This window comes from Anaerosalibacter sp. Marseille-P3206, assembly GCF_900155565.1.
Classification (GTDB): domain Bacteria; phylum Bacillota; class Clostridia; order Tissierellales; family Sporanaerobacteraceae; genus FUHM01.
This window is the reverse complement of sequence record NZ_FUHM01000002.1, coordinates 316,750-335,549: the sequence shown is the minus strand read 5'-3', so window position 1 is coordinate 335,549 and position 18,800 is coordinate 316,750. Positions and strand designations below refer to the sequence as shown.

The 18,800-nt window shown below is 29.3% G+C and carries 23 protein-coding genes and 1 riboswitch; of the genes, 20 read left to right on the top strand and 3 right to left on the bottom strand.

The genetic code is table 11. The annotated features are described in order from the left end of the window. Positions 1 to 4 precede the first annotated feature (4 nt). From yunB to BQ9840_RS02910, 5 genes are all read left to right on the top strand, one after another. Positions 5 to 649, top strand: a complete 645-nt coding sequence (gene yunB, locus BQ9840_RS02930; RefSeq protein ID WP_077367891.1) for a sporulation protein YunB — start codon at positions 5 to 7, stop codon at positions 647 to 649. Between the two features lie 73 nt (positions 650 to 722). Beyond that, on the top strand, positions 723 to 2,009 hold the full coding sequence (gene hflX, locus BQ9840_RS02925; protein WP_077367889.1) for a GTPase HflX: 1,287 nt from the start codon (positions 723 to 725) through the stop codon (positions 2,007 to 2,009). A 4-nt stretch (positions 2,010 to 2,013) separates the two neighbouring features. Beyond that, positions 2,014 to 2,664 (top strand): HEAT repeat domain-containing protein, encoded by a 651-nt coding sequence (locus BQ9840_RS02920; protein WP_077367887.1) that lies wholly within the window; start codon positions 2,014 to 2,016, stop codon positions 2,662 to 2,664. Between the two features lie 109 nt (positions 2,665 to 2,773). Then, complete coding sequence (locus tag BQ9840_RS02915) at positions 2,774 to 3,223, top strand: NUDIX domain-containing protein (RefSeq protein ID WP_255371020.1); 450 nt, start codon at positions 2,774 to 2,776, stop codon at positions 3,221 to 3,223. 78 nt (positions 3,224 to 3,301) lie between these two features. Beyond that, positions 3,302 to 3,949, top strand: coding sequence for a YigZ family protein (locus tag BQ9840_RS02910; RefSeq protein ID WP_077367883.1), 648 nt, complete (start codon positions 3,302 to 3,304; stop codon positions 3,947 to 3,949). Between the two features lie 25 nt (positions 3,950 to 3,974). Here BQ9840_RS02910 and BQ9840_RS02905 read toward each other — a convergent pair whose 3' ends face one another. Further along, positions 3,975 to 4,331, bottom strand: a complete 357-nt coding sequence (locus BQ9840_RS02905; protein ID WP_077367881.1) for a sulfite exporter TauE/SafE family protein — start codon at positions 4,329 to 4,331, stop codon at positions 3,975 to 3,977. Then, a complete protein-coding gene (locus BQ9840_RS02900) occupies positions 4,328 to 4,687 on the bottom strand; it encodes a sulfite exporter TauE/SafE family protein (RefSeq protein ID WP_077367879.1) in 360 nt (119 codons plus the stop codon). The genes BQ9840_RS02905 and BQ9840_RS02900 overlap by 4 nt, the downstream gene beginning before the upstream one ends. A 114-nt stretch (positions 4,688 to 4,801) precedes the next feature. Here BQ9840_RS02900 and cysK point away from each other — a divergent pair, with 114 nt between their 5' ends. The 13 genes from cysK to deoC all read left to right on the top strand — a co-directional run bounded on the left by cysK (position 4,802) and on the right by deoC (position 15,601). Further along, a complete protein-coding gene (cysK, locus tag BQ9840_RS02895; protein ID WP_077367877.1) occupies positions 4,802 to 5,719 on the top strand; it encodes a cysteine synthase A in 918 nt (305 codons plus the stop codon). 18 nt (positions 5,720 to 5,737) lie between these two features. Further along, positions 5,738 to 6,457, top strand: a complete 720-nt coding sequence (gene nadE, locus BQ9840_RS02890; protein ID WP_077367875.1) for an NAD(+) synthase — start codon at positions 5,738 to 5,740, stop codon at positions 6,455 to 6,457. A 92-nt stretch (positions 6,458 to 6,549) separates the two neighbouring features. Continuing rightward, positions 6,550 to 7,296, top strand: coding sequence for a YebC/PmpR family DNA-binding transcriptional regulator (locus BQ9840_RS02885; protein WP_077367873.1), 747 nt, complete (start codon positions 6,550 to 6,552; stop codon positions 7,294 to 7,296). 103 nt (positions 7,297 to 7,399) lie between these two features. After that, complete coding sequence (locus tag BQ9840_RS12670; protein WP_097677458.1) at positions 7,400 to 7,564, top strand: hypothetical protein; 165 nt, start codon at positions 7,400 to 7,402, stop codon at positions 7,562 to 7,564. 60 nt (positions 7,565 to 7,624) lie between these two features. Beyond that, the gene (locus BQ9840_RS02880) at positions 7,625 to 8,287 is read left to right on the top strand and encodes a TIGR01906 family membrane protein (RefSeq protein WP_077367871.1); all 663 of its coding nucleotides are present in this window, start codon (positions 7,625 to 7,627) and stop codon (positions 8,285 to 8,287) included. Continuing rightward, a complete protein-coding gene (locus BQ9840_RS02875) occupies positions 8,265 to 9,200 on the top strand; it encodes a restriction endonuclease (RefSeq protein ID WP_077367869.1) in 936 nt (311 codons plus the stop codon). Before BQ9840_RS02880 ends, BQ9840_RS02875 begins: the two co-directional genes overlap by 23 nt. A 49-nt stretch (positions 9,201 to 9,249) precedes the next feature. Further along, positions 9,250 to 9,344, top strand: a riboswitch (THF riboswitch). Positions 9,345 to 9,411: 67 nt separating this feature from the next. Beyond that, positions 9,412 to 10,173, top strand: a complete 762-nt coding sequence (locus BQ9840_RS02870; protein WP_077367867.1) for a folate family ECF transporter S component — start codon at positions 9,412 to 9,414, stop codon at positions 10,171 to 10,173. Positions 10,174 to 10,182: 9 nt separating this feature from the next. Then, positions 10,183 to 10,776: a flavodoxin family protein gene (locus BQ9840_RS02865; protein WP_077367865.1), complete on the top strand. Its 594-nt coding sequence runs from the start codon at positions 10,183 to 10,185 to the stop codon at positions 10,774 to 10,776. A gap of 49 nt (positions 10,777 to 10,825) precedes the next feature. Beyond that, positions 10,826 to 11,950 (top strand): chorismate synthase, encoded by a 1,125-nt coding sequence (aroC, locus tag BQ9840_RS02860; protein ID WP_077367863.1) that lies wholly within the window; start codon positions 10,826 to 10,828, stop codon positions 11,948 to 11,950. 4 nt (positions 11,951 to 11,954) lie between these two features. Further along, positions 11,955 to 13,004 carry a 3-dehydroquinate synthase gene (aroB, locus tag BQ9840_RS02855; protein ID WP_159436064.1) on the top strand — a complete coding sequence of 350 codons (1,050 nt, stop codon included), beginning with the start codon at positions 11,955 to 11,957 and terminating at the stop codon, positions 13,002 to 13,004. Next, a complete protein-coding gene (aroA, locus tag BQ9840_RS02850) occupies positions 13,001 to 14,287 on the top strand; it encodes a 3-phosphoshikimate 1-carboxyvinyltransferase (protein WP_077367859.1) in 1,287 nt (428 codons plus the stop codon). Before aroB ends, aroA begins: the two co-directional genes overlap by 4 nt. 71 nt (positions 14,288 to 14,358) lie before the next feature. Next, positions 14,359 to 14,931 (top strand): phosphate propanoyltransferase, encoded by a 573-nt coding sequence (gene pduL, locus BQ9840_RS02845; protein ID WP_077367857.1) that lies wholly within the window; start codon positions 14,359 to 14,361, stop codon positions 14,929 to 14,931. 13 nt (positions 14,932 to 14,944) lie between these two features. Further along, the gene (gene deoC / locus BQ9840_RS02840) at positions 14,945 to 15,601 is read left to right on the top strand and encodes a deoxyribose-phosphate aldolase (RefSeq protein WP_077367855.1); all 657 of its coding nucleotides are present in this window, start codon (positions 14,945 to 14,947) and stop codon (positions 15,599 to 15,601) included. A 46-nt stretch (positions 15,602 to 15,647) separates the two neighbouring features. Here deoC and ychF read toward each other — a convergent pair whose 3' ends face one another. Then, positions 15,648 to 16,742: a redox-regulated ATPase YchF gene (gene ychF, locus BQ9840_RS02835; protein ID WP_077367853.1), complete on the bottom strand. Its 1,095-nt coding sequence runs from the start codon at positions 16,740 to 16,742 to the stop codon at positions 15,648 to 15,650. Positions 16,743 to 16,921: 179 nt separating this feature from the next. Between ychF and BQ9840_RS02830 the strand changes: the two genes are divergently transcribed. Together BQ9840_RS02830 and yfmF are read left to right on the top strand one after the other, a co-directional pair. Then, on the top strand, positions 16,922 to 17,410 hold the full coding sequence (locus BQ9840_RS02830) for a YhcN/YlaJ family sporulation lipoprotein (protein WP_077367851.1): 489 nt from the start codon (positions 16,922 to 16,924) through the stop codon (positions 17,408 to 17,410). Between the two features lie 95 nt (positions 17,411 to 17,505). Beyond that, positions 17,506 to 18,789, top strand: a complete 1,284-nt coding sequence (yfmF, locus tag BQ9840_RS02825) for an EF-P 5-aminopentanol modification-associated protein YfmF (RefSeq protein ID WP_077367849.1) — start codon at positions 17,506 to 17,508, stop codon at positions 18,787 to 18,789. Positions 18,790 to 18,800: the final 11 nt, after the last annotated feature.

The following is an 18,800-nucleotide window of genomic DNA, read 5'->3' as shown; positions in this document are numbered from 1 at the left end:
TGTTTTGAAACATAAATTTAGGGGAAAAAAGCTTATACTATCATTAGTTTCAATAATAATATTTTTAATATACATTTTTATATTTATTAATAAAAATATAAAACCTACGATATTAGCAGTCTCTGAAATAAGAGTTAAGTCAGTAGCGACTCAAGCTATTAATGATTCAGTAAGTTCAAAGTTATTTGATGATATTGACTACACTGATTTAATATTTGTTAAGTATGATGAAACAGGAAGAGTTGTTTTAATGCAAGCCAATACAATACTTATGAATAGCATGGCTTCAGAAGTGGCAAACGAAGTACAGAATCAAATGAAAAAAATTGCCCAATCAGATATAAAAATACCTCTTAACAATGCTTTTGATATTCAAATAATGACTTTGCCAAGTATTAAGTTAAAAATGATTCCTCAAGGAGCTGTAAGTGTAGATTTTGCAACAGAATTTGAGGAATCTGGTATTAATCAAACAAGACATAGGATATACTTAATAGTAGAGGCAGAAATAAAAATGATTGTTCCATTGATTTCTGAAAATATTAAGGTTACATCAAATATTCCAATAGCTGAAACTATTATTGTTGGTGAAGTTCCTTCTCAATATGTTAATGTTCCTAAGGAAGGGATACTAAATATTGTTGAATAATATAGGAAAAACTACAAATATATATTATAATTAGTATAATATAATAATAAAGCAAATGGAGGGGGTACATAACTTGAATGAAACAAGGGAATATGAAGAAAGAATTTTGACAGTAGGAGTTGATCTAGGGAACACTGATTTTGATATTGAAAGTTCTATGGATGAATTAGAAGAGTTAATAAAGGCTGCAAATGGACATGTTATAGAAAGAGTAATACAAAAAAGATATAGCATAGATGCTGCGAATTATATAGGAAAAGGTAAGGCAGTAGAAATAAAGAATTATTGCTTTGAATTAGATATTGATACAGTTGTTTTTAATGATGAATTGTCACCTGCTCAGATTAGAAATTTAGAAGATATTATTGAAAGAAAAATAATTGATAGAACAAATTTAATATTAGATATATTTGCTAAAAGAGCTACTAGTAAAGAAGGAAAGCTTCAAGTTAAACTTGCACAATTAAAGTATCGTCTTCCTAGATTAGTTGGTATGAGAAAGTATTTATCTAGAGAGGGTGGGGGTATAGGTACTAGAGGCCCTGGAGAAATGAAGTTAGAAACAGATAGACGTCATATATTGAGAGAAATTGACAGAATAGAAGCACAGCTAAAAGGAATGGAAAAGGTAAGAAAAGTAAAGAGAAAACAAAGACTTGATTCAAATTTACCAGTTGTTGCACTTGTGGGATACACAAATGCTGGAAAATCCACATTGTTAAATAAAATAATAGAATGCAGAGAAGACTATGATTCTTCTAAAAAAGTATATGTCTATGATATGTTGTTTGCAACACTAGATACATCTTTGAGAAAAGCTCAATTACCAAATGGTCAAGATTTCTTGGTAACTGATACGGTTGGATTTGTTAGTAAGCTTCCTACTAAGTTAGTTGAGGCTTTTAAAGGTACTTTAGAAGAAATAAAGTTTGCAGATGTTTTACTTCATGTTGTAGATTCATCAAATTTGGACTTAGATTTGCAACTTAAAACCACTATCGATATTTTAGAAGAGATGGAGGTATTAGATAAGCCAATAATAACAGTATTTAATAAGATGGATATGATAGATGTAGAACAATTGATTTATGATAATAAATTCGTAAATAAGAAGGTATTTATTTCTGCTAAAGATGGGACTAATATGGATGTACTTTTTGAGATGATTCAAGATAGTTTGCCAGTAGAGTACAAAAAAGTAACAATGTTAATACCCTATAGCAGTCAATCATTACTTTCTAATATATTAGATAATTATGTAGTAGATGAAATGAAACATGAGGAAAATGGAACTAGAATAGTTGTCGATTTAAATATGATTGATTACGAAAAGTATTTTGAGTATGTTATAGATAGGTGATAATATGGACAAAAATATTTGGAACAATATATGTAATATGGAGGATTATTTTATAACTTATCTTCTATATAGGGAAGGAAAATCTATTGAAGCAATTAGTATAATTAGAAGAAAGACTAAAGCTGAAGTGGAAAAGGAAATAATTAAAAGTAAACTTGCTTTAAAGAATAATATTGAGAGTAAGGATAAATTAGTTGAAATTATAAGTTTACCTAAGAATCAAAGATTAAGTTATATAAGAAACTTAACAGAAGCAGAAAAGGCTAATTTAGAGGAAGAGATATATAAGAGATATATAAGTTTTAAAAACCCAGAAGATAGAATGATACTAATATGGTTAATAGGAGAATTAAAATCTAAAAAGCTGCTTCCTTTTTTAAAGATGGAACTTAGTAGCAATAATGTTAATTACAGAAGACTTTCATGTTCTGCATTAGGTAAGATAAAGAATGTAGATACAAAAGAATGGTTAGAAGACATGATATCTGATGAGAATCCTCAAGTGAGGCAGTATGCTATAAAAGCGCTGTCTCATATTGGAGATGATAAAACAATTGAAAAATTAAAATATATAGCTATAAAGGAAAAGAAAGCTTATTTAAGAAGAAATGCATTGGAATCAATAGAAATAATTCAAAAAAGATTAGAATTATGATTAATATTGTTATTTTTGCATAGTATAAATAAAGAGATAATTTTCAGAAAAGTGTTGAAATTCTGTTTTGGGTAATGTATCATTATATATAAGAAGGAAAAGGAGGCGAATGCCAATGATAGTTAGGAATTGTGCAGGAGGAGTAGTATTTCACAAAAACAAAGTGTTTATTTTGAAAAATGAAAAGGGCGAATGGGTATTGCCAAAGGGTAAAATTCGTAATGACTCTCTACCTACAGAAACTGCCTTGTATAGAGTAAAATATGAAGGTGGTATAGATGCTAGAATTATTTCTACTGCAGGAGAGACTAGTTACGAATTTTATTCTTTATCAAGAAAACAACCAGTATGTAATGTTATTAATTGGTACATTATGGAGGATCCTAAAGGAAAGTTCAAAGTAAATAGTGAAGAGGGTTTTTTAGATGGGGGTTTTTTCTCTATAAAAGAAGCATTACAAAAGATAACTTACAGCCAAGACAAATCTCTAGTTAACCTTTCCTTCAAAAAATATTTAGTATTAAAAGAATTTGAAGAATTAGAAGAAGTATATGTTTAGAGGGTAGATTTCTACCCTTTATTTTTTTTACCTTTTAATGATATAATTGATAAAGTGATAATTTGAAAGGGGATTCTTATGATTACAAGATATAGAACTATTTATAAAAAAGGGATAGATGAAATAATAATAAATAAATCAAGATTTATTGGTTATTCTATGCCTATAGATAGTGAAGAAGATGCACTGAAATTTATAGAAGAGATAAAAACATTACATAGGGACGCAACTCATAATGTTTATGGTTATGTGGTAGGTGATGACAATAGCATCCAAAGGTATAGTGATGATGGAGAACCTAGTGGAACAGCTGGAATACCAGTTTTAGAAGTGATAAAAAAAGAAGATTTGAGAAATGTTGTAGTTGTAGTTACTAGATATTTTGGTGGTATTAAGCTAGGTACTGGAGGACTTATAAGAGCTTATACAAAGGGAGCAAAAATAGGCTTAGAGTCAGGAATTATCGTTGATAAAGTTCTTTTTAGAAAAGTAAAGATTAGAGTTGACTATACACTATATGGGAAGATAGAAAATTATTTACAAAATAAAGGCATCATCATTGAAGATACTATCTATGACGATGCAGTAAATATTATAGTTTATATAGACTATGAGGGATTCAATTCATTCATAGACATTATGGAAGATTTAACCAGAGCTACTGCAATTATTGATGATATAGGTGAAGAATATTTGTTGATAAAAGATGGGAAAAAATTGGATTAAGAATTGCTTAAGAAAAAGATAGACTTTATGGCCTATCTTTTTTGCTGAATAATTCATATATACCTATAATTAATAGTAATATACTAAAAAGCTTTCTTAATACTCCTGAGTTAATATTGATAGCAATCATAGAACCAATAGCTGAACCTATAATTCCCCCAAATATTAGAAGTGAAGCTAATTTTATTTCTACATTTTTATTAATAAAATGTGTTATTAGTGCAACTATTGATACAGGTATAAATACTATTAGATTGATTCCTTGTGCTTCTTGTTGAGTCAAAGTTGTAAATAGAATTAAAGATGGTATGAGAATTGTTCCTCCACCTATGCCCATTCCACCAATAATTCCAGATAAAAATCCTATAATTAATAGTTTCATTTTAACAACAACCTTATCGAGGCAAATATTATTAAACCACCAAATACTTTTCTTAAAATATTTATAGGAATCTTATTCAGTAGTTTTGCACCAAAGAAACTACCAATAACTCCGCCTATAGCAATTTTAAAGGCTATAGGATAGTTTATTACATTGTATTTAGTATATATAATGGTACTAATAATACTTAGAGGAAGAATGACTGCTATAGCCGTTGCATGAGCTTTGTAATCGTCAACACCTAATAGGAATACCATAGTGGGTACGATTATTGTTCCACCACCAGAACCAAAGAGTCCGTTTATAAGTCCGGTAATCATTCCTAATCCAATTATTTTAAATTTGCTTTTGTCCATATTTATCTCCTTTTTATCAAGATATGATATAATAAAGTATAATTAAAAGCTTACTAATTTTATTTTGCCTAATACCGTGATACTTATACAATAATTATTTTTTGGAGGTATTATATGAGAGTTGTAAGTAGTATTATAGAATTAATTGGAGATACTCCAATAATAAAGCTATCTAATTTAACTAAAGAAAACTGTGCGGATATATATTTAAAGTTAGAATATTACAATCCAGCAGGTAGTATAAAGGATAGACCAGCTTTATATATGATAGAAGAAGCAGAAAAAGAAGGTAAACTGAAAAAGGGTTCTGTAATAGTAGAACCAACTAGCGGGAATACAGGAATTGGTCTCGCGATGGTTGGACGTTCCAAAGGATATAAGGTTATTCTTACAATGCCAGAAACTATGAGCATAGAAAGAAGAAATCTCCTTAAAGCTTACGGAGCCGAGTTGATCTTGACACCAGGAGACAAAGGAATGGCAGGTTCAATTGAAGTTGCAGAAAAATTGATAAGTGAAAACGACAACTATTTTATGCCAAATCAATTCGCAAACTTAAACAATCCCAAATCTCATGAAATGACTACAGCTAAAGAGTTGATAAAACAAATGGATGGTCATATTGATATGTTTGTTTCTGGAATAGGAACAGGAGGAACTGTTACAGGAATTGGAAGAATACTGAAAGAAGAATTGCCGAATGTAAAGATAATTGGGGTAGAGCCAGCATCTTCTCCTGTTATATCAAAAGGTAAATCAGGTATTCACAAAATTCAAGGTATAGGTGCTAATTTTATACCTGATATATTAGATTTAGATGTTCTTGATGAAGTTCTACAGGTAGAAGATGAGGAAGCTATAGATACAACTAGAAGATTAGCATTTGAAGAAGGACTTCTAGTGGGTATATCTTCAGGAGCTGCTGTTTTTGCTGCCCTTAAAAAAACAAAAGAATTGGGAAGTGGGAAGCGAATTGTAGCTATTGCACCAGATAGTGGAGAAAGATATTTGAGCACAGGCATTTATGATTAAGTTATAAGGAGGTTAATTATGGAAAATATAGATAAGGTATGTGAAAAAGTAGTTAGTTGGATGCAAGATATAGTAAATAAATCAGGAGCAAAAGGTGTAATCTTTGGACTAAGTGGTGGAATAGATTCAGCTGTTATGGCAGGCCTTGCTAAGAAGGCTTTTCCAGACAATAGTTTAGGCGTTATTATGCCTTGTCATAGTCATTCTATTGATGAAGAACATGGTCTTTTAGTAGCTAATGCTTTAGGATTGGATACTATTAAGGTTGATTTGACAGAGAACTATGATTTGTTTATGAGAAATGTAAAAGATAATAAAGAGAATAGATTAGCTGAGTCTAATGTAAAACCAAGGCTTAGAATGACAACTTTATACTATTTTGCACAACTTAACAATTATCTAGTTGCTGGTCCAAGTAATAAAAGTGAGCTTACTGTTGGGTATTTTACAAAGTATGGTGATAGTGGAGTTGATTTATTGCCTTTAGCTTCTTTTGTTAAAAGTGAAATAGTAGAGTTAGCAAAGTATTTAAATATTCCGGAAATTATTATAACTAAACCTCCTACAGCAGGTCTTTGGGAAAATCAAACTGATGAAAAAGAAATGGGTTTTTCCTATGAAGTATTGGATGAGTATATTAAAACGGGAAAAGGTAAAAAGGAAATCGTAGAAAAAATTGAAAAAATGAATTCACGAAGTGAACACAAGAGAAAATATCCACCTATTTTTACTTTGTAAGTATTTATAATAAAATTTAAAAAATGTGGTGAAATGGATTAAAGTATATGTTACAATAATAATGCTAATATTTAAGGAGGTTTGAAATAGATATGTCAGGACATTCTAAATGGTCAAATATAAAACATAAAAAGGGAAAAGAAGATGCACAAAGAGCTAAAGTGTTTACAAAGATGACACGATATATAACGGTGGCTGTTCGTGAAGGAGGCCCTGATCCTGAATATAATACTGCACTTAAAGCTGCTATTGAAAAGGCAAAAGCAGAAAACTTGCCAAACGATAATATAGAAAGAGCTATTAAGAAAGCAGCAGGAGATATGGATTCTCAAAATTATGAAGAGATTCTTTATGAAGGATATGGCCCGGGTGGAATAGCAGTACTAGTTTCATGCTTAACAGATAATAGAAATAGAACTGCTTCAGATGTAAGGCATGCTTTTGACAAATTTGGAGGAAACTTAGGACAAACTGGTTGTGTTTCATTTATGTTTGATAGAAAAGGTATACTTGCTATTGAAAAAGATGAAAAAATTGATGAAGAAGAATTGATGTTGCAAGCTATTGATTTTGGAGCGGAAGATTTTTCTGTTGAAGATGAAGGATATGAAATAATCACTGCACCAGAAGATTTCAATAATATCAGAGATTCATTAAAAGAAAAAGGATTCAATTTCGTAACAGCCGAAGTTTCTAATATTCCACAAAATACAATAGAATTAAAAGAAGAAAAAGACATAAAAAACATGGTAAAACTTATAGATATCCTTGAAGATAATGATGATGTCCAAGACGTTTACCATAATTGGGAAATCCCTGATGATTTAGAAATTGAATAATATTAAAGTGAAAAAACTGACTCTATATAGAGTCAGTTTTTTTGAATAAAAAATTCTCCATTAAACATACTAAAAATATATCAAAATTGAGAAGGAGGATTTTATGGAAAATTTTGAAGGCATAAAAGAAAGATTTAAAAATGCAGATGTTGATGAGAAAATTCAGATTTATACTTCAGTACAAGGCTTAACGGTAGAACAATACAAAGAACTTCTTAGAATGTTTCCTATAAAATATTTAGATAAACTAGAACAGGCAATGTCATAGACCCGATTTTCGGGTCTTCAAAATTTTCAAATATACTTTAAAATTAAAGTAGGTGTAGTAATGAACAAGTTTTTATCAATTCTTTTTGGTATATTTTTACCAATAACAGTTTTGTTTTTTGCTTTTGGAATAGAAACTTTCAATGATAAAAATTATGAGGAAAGCTATATTAAATATGATGTGGTTTCTACTACAAAATTAAATATTAATGAGTTAATGGAAGTAACGAGAGAATTATTATCTAATCTTAAAGGAAATACAAATGAATCATATTTAAAAAACTATTTTAATGAAAAAGAGATGTTACATTTAAAAGATGTAAGGCATTTATTCAAAATGGGATTTACAATAAGATACGTCTTTCTAACTTTATTGATAGTACTATTTGTTTATTTGTTTTTTGAAACTCCAGATAGTATTAGGAAGATCATAAATTATACTTCGGTAATTACTTTTATAATGATTGGAATATTTCTTTTACTGATAAAAATTGATTTTAATAAATACTTTACTTATTTCCATTTAATCTTTTTTGATAATGATCTTTGGCTTTTAGATCCTAATACCGATTTAATGCTTCAGATGATGCCAGAACCCTTTTTTATCAATATATTTAAAAAAATAATATTATTATTTATATTTTTTATGGCAACAATAGTAATAATTACAAATATATCGAAAGAAAGGGTGGCAAAGAAAATTGGAAACAAATACTTTGATTAAAATTAAAAGTGCTTTGGATAAAAACAGAAGAGATAAAAATATTAAAGATTATTATTTAAAAAAAATGAAGAATGGAAAAAGTTATAATGCAGTTTTAATAGATAATGTATTTGTAAAAATTATTTTTACTTTATTTTTCTTTTTATTTACTTATTTTGTATTTAAAAAAGTCTCAGTTGCAATTATATTATCTATATTTGTTTTTGTTGGATTGCTTTATATTAGTTATCATATTAAAAAACATAGATTTATGACTAAAATAATAGAGATAAATGATGATTTGGGTAAAAAGAGAATTATTAAAGAAATAAGTTGCCAAACTAATTATGAGTTTGCTCAATATATTAAAAGTATATTAGAAACGTATTATTCCCTAAAACTTGCTTACTTAGATAGTAGCGATATAGATTTTGTGGGTGAGCTAAATGGAAAAGGGATAGGAATAAAATGTATAAGACTTTCACAAGATGAAAGAGTAACAAAAAGAGATATTAAAAGTTTTAAGCATAGTTTAGAAAAAGCTAATCTTAAGAATGGAATATTTTTAACTAGTTCATATTTTGCAGATGAAATAAAACTTCAAACAGTAAATAATATTATATTGTTTGATTTTGATGACTTGATAAATATAATAAAAGAGGTAAATCTGTTTCCGACTAAAGAGGAAATAGAAGAACATATACTTAGCAGGCATGCTGAAAATAAAAGAAAACTATTAAAATCAAAAGAGAGAATATTTAAAAGCAATAAAATAAAAAATTATTTACTTTTAAGCTTATGCATGTTTATGTTGTCAAAAATAACAACATATAGATTATATTATTTAGTAATGGCTATTATTGCATTGTTATTGGGACTTATATCTTTTACTATTACAGTATTTAATATTTTAAATATGAGGATGAGAGATTGAAATAGTTTACAAAGTTTTAGGAATCATATATAATGCATATGAGAATAAAGACAGAGTAGGTATAAAGCGTTAAGTGTTAAGGGATGGGAAGTTGCCCTTAAACGAAAGATACAATATCTGCGACTTTATACTGCGTCCGCTGTACATTAAAGAGCCTAACTTCTCTTTAGTGTGACAGTTACTGTCACTGTAAGAGGGGGGAGGTGTAAATATGGAAAAGTACAAAGGTAATATTACTACAAGAAAACTTGTAATGGCTAGTTTCTTAACAGCTTTAAGTATAATTTTTACAAGATTTTTATTTTTAATGGTACCATTAGCAGGTTTACCAGCTTTGAGACTTAGCTTTGGTGAATCTCCTATTATGCTTAGTGGCGTGTTGTTTGGGCCATTATTAGGAGGATTAACTGGACTAGCTGCTGATTTAATAGGAGTAGTTGTAAATCCACAAGGAGCATATTTTCCTGGCTTTACTCTAAGTTCGATTTTGTGGGGAGTTATACCAGGATTTATATCAATGTATTTCAAAAAGGTAGATAATGAGAGAGATTATAGTATTACGAATTCTTTACTCATATTCTTATTAATATGTGGGTTAATAAAAGGTTTTTTTTCGCAAGATATTTTGTCAATCAAGGAAGGAAGTATTTACTTGTATGACAATCTATTGTCAATACCAATCATGGTGTTATATATAGGAGTATTTGTAGTATTAGTCTTATTACCAATATTCCTTAGGGGAAAATTAAATAATAAAAGCTATTTTTCATTTGATAAGATAGTTTTAATGGTAAGTATTTCATATATAATAGTATCATTAGGCTTAAATACTTTATGGCTTTCAATTATGTTTAAAAAAGGATTTTTAATATTATTCCCTGGAAGGCTACTAAGCAGTATAGTGAGTATACCAATGCATTCTATGATTATTTCTATATTTATGAAATACTTCAAATATGCAGTTAGAGAATAGGAGTTTATTATGAAAAAGGTAATTTCTATTATGGGAAGTCCTAGAAAAAATAAAAATACAGATATGTTGCTAGATACGTTTACTAATGGAGTTCTAGAAAATGGATATTCAGTAGAGAAGATAAATTTAATAGAAAAGAAAATATCTCCTTGTGTGGCATGTGGCTATTGTGAAAAGACAGGAAAGTGTATAATAAAAGATGACATGGATGAAATATATAGTTTATTTGATGAAGGAGATATATTTGTTATTGCTTCACCATTATATTTTAATACTGTTAGTAGTTTTACTAAAATGGTTATTGATAGATGTCAAAAATACTTTTCTCTTAAATATTCTTTAAATGAAGTATATAGAAAAGGCCAAAATAGGACAGGAATATTTATATCTGTTGGTGGAGCACCTTATTCCCATGATCATTTCAATAGCTGTATAGGAACTATGGATTTTTTCTTTAAATCTATAGATGCTAAGTATCTTGGTAACTACTTTGTCTCTGGAAGTGATAAAAATCCAGTTTGGGATAGAGATGATGTATTAAAAGAAGTATACAATATAGGTAAAAATATAGATAAACTTTCAAACTTCTACCTTCATAGGTAGAAGTTTTTTGGTATAATGCTTACAGTAGATTTAATTTAGGAGGATGCTTATGATTCGGTTTTTAACTGCTGGAGAATCCCATGGACAAAAACTATTGGGTATTCTTGAAGGAATTCCTGCAAATTTAGTATTTGATGAAGAGTACATAAACAATGAACTTAAGAGGAGACAACAAGGATTTGGCAGAAGTGAAAGAATGAAGATGGAAAGTGATGAAATTGTTCTATTGTCAGGAGTAAACAAGGGATTGACTACAGGAAATCCAATAAGTATAGAGCTTAGTAATAGAGGATATGTAAAGGAATTAGATGAAATTAAAAGACCTAGACCAGGTCATGGGGATTTAGCAGGTGTTCTTAAGTACAATCAATCTGATGTAAGAAATATATTGGAAAGAGCTAGTGCTAGGGAAACAGCTATGAGAGTTGCTATAGGTAGTATTTGCAAATTGTTTTTAAAGAATTTTGATATAAATATATATAGTCATGTAATTGAAATAGGTGGTATAGAGTCTAACTATACAATATATGATGGTGCTACAATAGATGAACTTAGGAAAGCAGATGATTCATCAGTAAGAGTTATACAGCAGAATATAGAAAAGAAGATTGTAGATAAAATTAAAGAAACTATTGAATTAGGGGATACTATTGGTGGAACTTTTGAGATAGTAGCTACTAATATGCCAGTGGGTTTAGGTAGTCACATTAGTTGGGACAATAGGCTTGATGGTAAAATTGCTCAGTCAATAATGAGTATACCTGGGATTAAAGGTATAGAAATAGGTAAAGGTTTTGAGTGTGGGAAATTGTATGGCTCAGAGGTTCATGATGAAATATTTCATGATGGGAAAAAATATACTAGAAAGACAAATAGTGCTGGAGGAATAGAAGCAGGAATTTCTAATGGAGAAAACATTGTAGTAAGAGCAACAATGAAACCAATACCTACTTTGAAAAAGCCACTTAATAGTATAGATATAGATACAAAAGAAACTTCATTAGCACGTGTAGAAAGATCTGATGTATGTGCAGTACCTTCAGCAAGTATAGTAGGTGAAAGTATGTTGGCATTTACCTTAGCTAAGGAATTTCTATATAAGTTTGGTGGAGATAGCATTGAAGAAGTTAAGAAAAACTATGAAAGCTATATGAAATATATTTTTAGTAGGTGATAATGTGGAAATAATAGTAGGAAAAGATTTGTTTTCAAAATTACAAAAATTTCTAAACAAATACAATAAAAAAAGTATTTATATTATTACAGATGAAAATGTAGCTAAAATTCATTTAAAAAGCCTTATTTCTTACTTATCCACTTTCCATGTGAGAGTATATGTATTAAAACCAGGTGAGAAAAGTAAGTCATTAGATATAGTTGAAGATATATATGAGGATCTTATTGAAAACAAATATGACAGATCTACAACTATTCTCAGTTTAGGAGGAGGCGTAGTTGGCGATATTTCAGGATTTGTTGCTTCAACATATTTAAGAGGAGTAGACTATATTCAAATACCAACTACACTTTTAGCACAAGTTGATAGTAGCATTGGTGGTAAAGTTGGTTTAGACTTTGGTAAATATAAAAATATGATTGGTTCATTTTATTTTCCAATTGCAAACTTTATAGATGTTAAATTATTAAATACATTAGATAAAAGAGAATTGACATCGGGATTAGGGGAAATTATTAAATATGGAATCATAAAAGATTATGATTTTTTAAAATATGTTACTAAAAATACAAGAAGAATTTATGATTGTGATGAAGATGTATTATTAAATATAGTAAAAAAATCAGTATCTATAAAATCCCAGGTTGTAAATAAGGATGAAAGAGATTTGGGAATCAGAAGAATCTTAAACTTTGGACATACAATAGGCCATGGTATCGAATCTTTATTTGGATTTAATACTTATAATCATGGTGAAGCTGTAATATTGGGAATGATGTATGAAACTTATATCTCTAAAGAAATGGGTTTAATAGATGATGAATATTTCAATGAAATAATAATCAACTTAATCAATTTAATGCCAAACAAACCTAATATAGAGACAGGGGACAGTTCCTTGTCTCGAATCATAAATATTATTTCCCATGATAAGAAAAACGTAGATGGTAATATAGTATTTGTTTTACCAGTTGGACGGGGAGAAGTTGAAATTTTTGATGATATAGATATTGGCTTAATAAAGAATTCACTAAAGGGTGATTGGTTATGATTATTGAAGGTAGAAATGCATGTTTAAAGGGTGAAATAGTGGTTCCAGGAGATAAATCAATATCTCATAGAAGTATTATGATAGGTTCAATAGCTGAGGGAATTACTGAAATTGATAATTTTCTTTTTTCAGAAGATACTTGGGCGACTATAGATTGTTTTAAAAATATGGGAGTAAATATCACTTCGAAAAATGGAATGATAGAAGTGAAAGGTGTAGGATTAAATGGTCTTAAACCTTCCCAAAAGCCATTATATTGTGGTAATTCAGGAACTACTATGAGACTTATAAGCGGAATACTTATTGGTCAAGATTTTTCTTCTACTCTTTTAGGAGATGATTCTTTAAATAAAAGGCCAATGAAGAGAATAATAGAACCACTTAGAAAAATGGGCGGACTTATAGAAGGTATAAAAGATGAATATCCTCCTCTTCAAATACATCCTACCCAAATTTTAAGTGGAATTCACTATCAAATGCCTATATCTAGTGCTCAGGTAAAGTCTGCAATTCTTTTTGCTTCTCTTTATTCAAAGGGCGAGACAGCTATTGTAGAAAAGGCATTTTCAAGGGATCATACAGAGAGAATGCTTGAATACTTTGGAGCAAATATTAATAAAAAAGACAGTATTATTTTTATTAACGATGTTCAAAGATTAGAAGGTAAGAGAGTTTTTGTACCAAATGATTTTTCTTCAGCAGCTTATTTTATAATCGCTGCTCTTACCTTGAAAAATTCACAAATCAAATTAAAAGATGTAGGTCTTAATGATGGAAGAATTGGGCTTTTAAAAGTACTAAAAAAAATGGGTGGATATATTGAAGTTGAAAATTTAAAGAGTTTTAATAATGAGTTAGTTGGCGATATAAATGTGAGGTACTCAAAGTTAAAAGCTGTAGAGGTGGGTGGTGATATTATAAGCAGTTTGATTGATGAAATACCTGCACTTGCCGTTGCAGCTTCCCTTGCTGATGGCACTACTGTAATAAGAAATGCAGAAGAGTTAAAGTACAAAGAAACTAATAGGTTGAAAGCTATAAGAACGGAGTTAAGAAAAATGGGAGTTGGTATTGACGAATTAGATGATGGATTAATAATAGAAGGCAGAGAAAGCTTAAAACCAGCTATTTTAGATAGTCATATGGATCATAGAATTGCTATGGCATTATCTATTGCTGCATTAAATGGAAAAGGAAAATCTCAAATAAATAATGCTGATTGTGTCAATATATCTTTTCCAGGATTTTACCAAACTCTTTATAATAGTTTGATTTTTAGTTGATAAAGTCATATAATTTATTTAGAAAATATTAAGACACATAAAATGTGCATAGGTACAAGGGAGGAGTTTTCATGAAAACAAAATTACCAATAGGAATATCAAACAGACATATTCATTTATCTCAAGAAGATTTAAATATACTGTTTGGCAATGATTACAAGTTAGTTAAAAAGAAAGATTTAGCACAACCAGGTCAATTTGCAGCAGAAGAAAAAGTAGATATAGTAGGACCTAAAAGAAGTATAGAAGGAATAAGAGTGTTAGGCCCAGTTAGAAAGAGCACTCAAGTTGAAATTTCAGTATCAGATGCATTTACATTAGGTGTTGACCCAGTAGTTAGAAATTCTGGAGATATAAAGGGAACACCAGGTGTTAAGATTATAGGTCCTAAGGGTGAAGTAGAATTAAAAGAAGGTGTTATAGTTGCAGCTAGACATATCCATATGCATACAGATGAAGCGGTAGAATTTGGAGTTAAAGATCAAGATATAGTAAGTGTAAAAGTTGATGGATTCAGAGGTTTAACTTATCAAAATGTATTAGTAAGAGTTGGTGATGCACACAAATTAGAAATGCATGTAGATATTGAAGAAGGTAATGCTGCTGGCTTAAAGAATGGAAATATTGTAGAAATAATTAAGTAGTGGAGGTATTTTGATGAAAAATTTAAATAGAATGATAGACCATACTCTTTTAAAACCAGATGCTACAGAAGAAGGGATTAAAACTCTTTGCATAGAGGCAAAGGAAAATGATTTTTACTCAGTTTGTGTAAATCCATATTATGTAGATTTAGCTAAAGAACAATTGGAGGGAAGCAATGTTAAAATTGCTACTGTTATAGGTTTCCCATTGGGAAGTACTCCAAAGGAAGTAAAAGCTTTTGAAGCTATGGAAGCCATAAAAAATGGTGCTGATGAACTTGACATGGTTATAAATGTTGGTGCATTAAAGAGTAAAAAATATGATGTAGTTAAAGAAGATATAAAGGCAGTAGTTGATGTAGCTAAAGGAAAAGCTTTAGTAAAAGTTATTATTGAGACTTGTCTTTTAGATAATGACGAAAAAGTAAAAGCCTGTGAATTTTCAAAAGAAGCTGGAGCAGATTTTGTGAAGACTTCTACAGGATTTAGTACAGGTGGTGCTACTGTAGAAGATGTAAAATTGATGAGAAAAACAGTTGGAGATAGATTAGGAGTCAAGGCTTCAGGTGGGATAAGAGATTATGATACAGCTATAAAAATGATTGAAGCTGGAGCAAGTAGACTTGGAGCTAGTGCTTCCGTTAAAATAGTACAATCAATTGACAAATAAAACTATAGACATTTTTTAATATAAAAGCCTAGGATACCCTAGGCTTTTATACATTAAATCTAAATACTACTACATCTCCATCTTGCATAATATAATCTTTTCCTTCTGAACGAATAAGTCCTTTTTCTTTAGCGTGTACATGTCCACCACATTGGATCAAATCTTTATAATTAATGACTTCTGCTCTTATGAAGCCTCGTTCCATATCAGTATGGATTTTGCCTGCAGCCTGAGGAGCTTTAGTTCCTATTTTGATAGTCCATGCTCTTACTTCTTTTGGACCAGCAGTTAAGAAACTCATTAAGCCTAACAGATTGTAACTAGCTTTTATTAGTTTATCTAAACCAGATTCCTCAAGGTTTAATTCTTCTAAAAACATTTCTTTTTCATCTTTATCAAGTTGAGATATTTCTGATTCTATTTTTGCAGAAACTACAATAGCTTCTGAATTTTCTTGTTTAGCATGTTCCTTAACCCTATTTACTTGAGGATTGTTCATGTTCTTATCTACTAAGTCATCTTCAGAAACATTACATACATACAATACAGGTTTAAAAGATAGAAGATGTAAATCTCTTAGTATACTTAATTCATCATCAGAAAGCTCTAGATTTCTTGGTGATTTCCCATCAGAAATAGACTTTTCTATTTTCTTTAACAATTCATATTCTGTTATATAACTTTTGTCAGCTTTTATGTTTTTTTCTACTTTCGTCATTCTTTTGCTTATAATATCTAAATCAGCTAACATAAGTTCAATGTTAATAATATCAATATCTCTAATTGGATCTATACCACCTTCAACATGGGTTACATTTTCATCTTGGAAACATCTAACTACATGAACGATAGCTTCAACTTCACGAATATGTGAAAGAAATTTGTTTCCTAGTCCTTCTCCACTACTTGCACCTTTTACAAGACCTGCAATGTCAAAAAATTCAACAGTGGCAGGAGTGATTTTTTCAGGATTAACAAGTTCTGCTAATTCATCTAATCTATTATCTGGTACTGCTACTATGCCGACATTAGGTTCAATTGTGCAAAATGGGTAATTTTCTGCATCTGCTTTTGCAGCTGTAAGGGCATTAAAAAGAGTACTTTTTCCTACATTTGGTAGTCCTACGATACCTAGTTTCATTTCAATCTTCCTTTCAAACTTAAATAATCTTTATCACAAAACAATTATACATTATCAAAATTGTTTATTCAATGACAATAACATTTTAACAATAAACTTAGATTAATTCTATATATAATAAATAAGTTTTATAATTTTTCTAAAATAAGGAATAATACATTTTATAAGGAGGTATCAGAATGGAGAAGAAAAATATTAAAATTATTTTTTCGATTTTAATGGTATTAGTATTAACTTTGACAATTTGTGGGTGTAAAAAAGAAAACACTGAAAATGAAGAGGAAGAAATAGGGCAAAATGTAACAGCAAATATGCCGACAAAAGCTAGCAATGAATTAGTAGAAAGAGCAGAAAGTATTGCTGATGACGTAGTTGATTTATTAGGAGTGGAAGATGCAACAGCAATCATATACAATGAACAGGTTATTGTTGCTGTTAAGCTGAGTGAGGATGTTGAATTTTCTCATGAGATGAAAGATATGATAAAAAATGTAGTGTTACAAATTGAACCTGAAGCAAAAGGCGTTTATATTTTAAATGATGAAAAATCATTTGAAAAGCTTGATACTATAGCTCAAGATCTAATCAAAGGAAAGGATATAAAAGAATATTCTCGCGAAATTGATAAAATATTAAAAAAAGCAACAAAGGATGAGAAAGATGACTAAATCCGGTCTTAGGACTGGATTTTTTCATATAATTATTAGTAACCTATGTTTTTAGATAATATGGGTAAAATAATGATAAATATGATTAAGGAGGTATGAATGCATTGTTGTATAGTGACAGAATCAGTATAGGGAAAGGCATGAATTTAAATCTAATCAAATCCAATAAATTCAAATCAAATTTAATTAGTATTTACTTGATTATGCCTTTAAATAGAAAAGAAGCTACTATGAATGCTTTAATCCCATTAGTTTTAAAGAGGGGAACAAGTAAACTAAAAACTAAATTGGATATTGAAAGAAAACTTGAAGAATTATATGGTTCAAACTTAAATATCAATATTAACAAGAGAGGAGAAAGGCATGTTTTAAGATTTACAATTGAAAGCCCTAAGGGAGGTTTTGTAAGTGATAAAGATTATTTTTTAGAAGTGGTTAAATTTCTAAAAGAGCTTATATATAATCCACATCTTGAAGATGGTTCATTTAGTCACAAATACGTAGAACAAGAAAAGGAAATATTAAAAAGGGCTATTGAAGGAAAGATAAATGATAAAAGATTATATGCTGTTGATAGATGTATAGAAGAAATGTGCAAAAATGAAAAGTACAGTGTTTATGAATATGGATATATTGAGGATTTAAAAAGCATAGATGAATTTAGTTTGTATGATCGTTATAAAACAATTTTGGATACATCACCAATTGAAATATTTTATGTAGGTGAATATGAGGACCGCTTTATTGGAGAACTTAAAGATATTTTTGCAGTTGATAGGAAAACTATTTTAGATATACAAAGAGAAAAAATAGCAAGTGATATTCAAACTAAAAATATGGTTTTTGAGGAAATGGATGTAAATCAAGGGAAAATGGTAATTGGTTATAGGTCTAGTGTTGCACATGAAGATCCTCTTTATAATTCAGTATTGATTTCTAATCATATATTAGGAGGAGGGCCTAATGGAAAGCTATTTAGAACTATTAGAGAAAAAGAAAGTTTAGCATATTATATTAATTCTAAAGTATATAAATATAAATCTATAATGATAATTGATGCAGGAATTGACAGTATTAATTTTGAGAAGACTATTGAGTTGATTAGAAAAGAAATTGATGATATGAAAAATGGTGATTTTTCCGATGAAGATATAGAAATTTCCAAAAAAGGCTTAATAAATCCAATGAAATCTATTGTAGATAGCAACTATTTAATAGGAGAGTTTTTCCTAAGTAAAGTTTTATCCAATGATAATAAATCTTTAGAAGAAGATATAGAAGAACTATTAAAAGTTAATAAAGAGGATATTGTCAATGCTTCAAATAGTTTAAGTTTAGATACTATATATTTTTTACGAAATAAAAAGCTAGAGGGATAGGAGGTAAAATT

Excerpts from the sequence above, each read along its gene's own strand:
- BQ9840_RS02880 (WP_077367871.1), top strand. The coding sequence starts at position 7,625 with ATGAACAAGTTTTTATCAATTCTTTTTGGTATATTTTTACCAATAACA.
- BQ9840_RS02910 (WP_077367883.1), top strand. The coding sequence starts at position 3,302 with ATGATTACAAGATATAGAACTATTTATAAAAAAGGGATAGATGAAATA.
- aroA (WP_077367859.1), top strand. The coding sequence starts at position 13,001 with ATGATTATTGAAGGTAGAAATGCATGTTTAAAGGGTGAAATAGTGGTT.
- BQ9840_RS12670 (WP_097677458.1), top strand. The coding sequence starts at position 7,400 with ATGGAAAATTTTGAAGGCATAAAAGAAAGATTTAAAAATGCAGATGTT.
- BQ9840_RS02915 (WP_255371020.1), top strand. The coding sequence starts at position 2,774 with ATGCCAATGATAGTTAGGAATTGTGCAGGAGGAGTAGTATTTCACAAA.
- pduL (WP_077367857.1), top strand. The coding sequence starts at position 14,359 with ATGAAAACAAAATTACCAATAGGAATATCAAACAGACATATTCATTTA.
- BQ9840_RS02870 (WP_077367867.1), top strand. The coding sequence starts at position 9,412 with ATGGAAAAGTACAAAGGTAATATTACTACAAGAAAACTTGTAATGGCT.
- nadE (WP_077367875.1), top strand. The coding sequence starts at position 5,738 with ATGGAAAATATAGATAAGGTATGTGAAAAAGTAGTTAGTTGGATGCAA.
- BQ9840_RS02905 (WP_077367881.1), bottom strand. The coding sequence starts at position 4,331 with ATGAAACTATTAATTATAGGATTTTTATCTGGAATTATTGGTGGAATG.
- BQ9840_RS02830 (WP_077367851.1), top strand. The coding sequence starts at position 16,922 with ATGGAGAAGAAAAATATTAAAATTATTTTTTCGATTTTAATGGTATTA.
- deoC (WP_077367855.1), top strand. The coding sequence starts at position 14,945 with ATGAAAAATTTAAATAGAATGATAGACCATACTCTTTTAAAACCAGAT.
- ychF (WP_077367853.1), bottom strand. The coding sequence starts at position 16,742 with ATGAAACTAGGTATCGTAGGACTACCAAATGTAGGAAAAAGTACTCTT.
- cysK (WP_077367877.1), top strand. The coding sequence starts at position 4,802 with ATGAGAGTTGTAAGTAGTATTATAGAATTAATTGGAGATACTCCAATA.
- yfmF (WP_077367849.1), top strand. The coding sequence starts at position 17,506 with ATGAATGCATTGTTGTATAGTGACAGAATCAGTATAGGGAAAGGCATG.
- BQ9840_RS02885 (WP_077367873.1), top strand. The coding sequence starts at position 6,550 with ATGTCAGGACATTCTAAATGGTCAAATATAAAACATAAAAAGGGAAAA.
- aroC (WP_077367863.1), top strand. The coding sequence starts at position 10,826 with ATGATTCGGTTTTTAACTGCTGGAGAATCCCATGGACAAAAACTATTG.
- BQ9840_RS02900 (WP_077367879.1), bottom strand. The coding sequence starts at position 4,687 with ATGGACAAAAGCAAATTTAAAATAATTGGATTAGGAATGATTACCGGA.
- BQ9840_RS02920 (WP_077367887.1), top strand. The coding sequence starts at position 2,014 with ATGGACAAAAATATTTGGAACAATATATGTAATATGGAGGATTATTTT.
- BQ9840_RS02865 (WP_077367865.1), top strand. The coding sequence starts at position 10,183 with ATGAAAAAGGTAATTTCTATTATGGGAAGTCCTAGAAAAAATAAAAAT.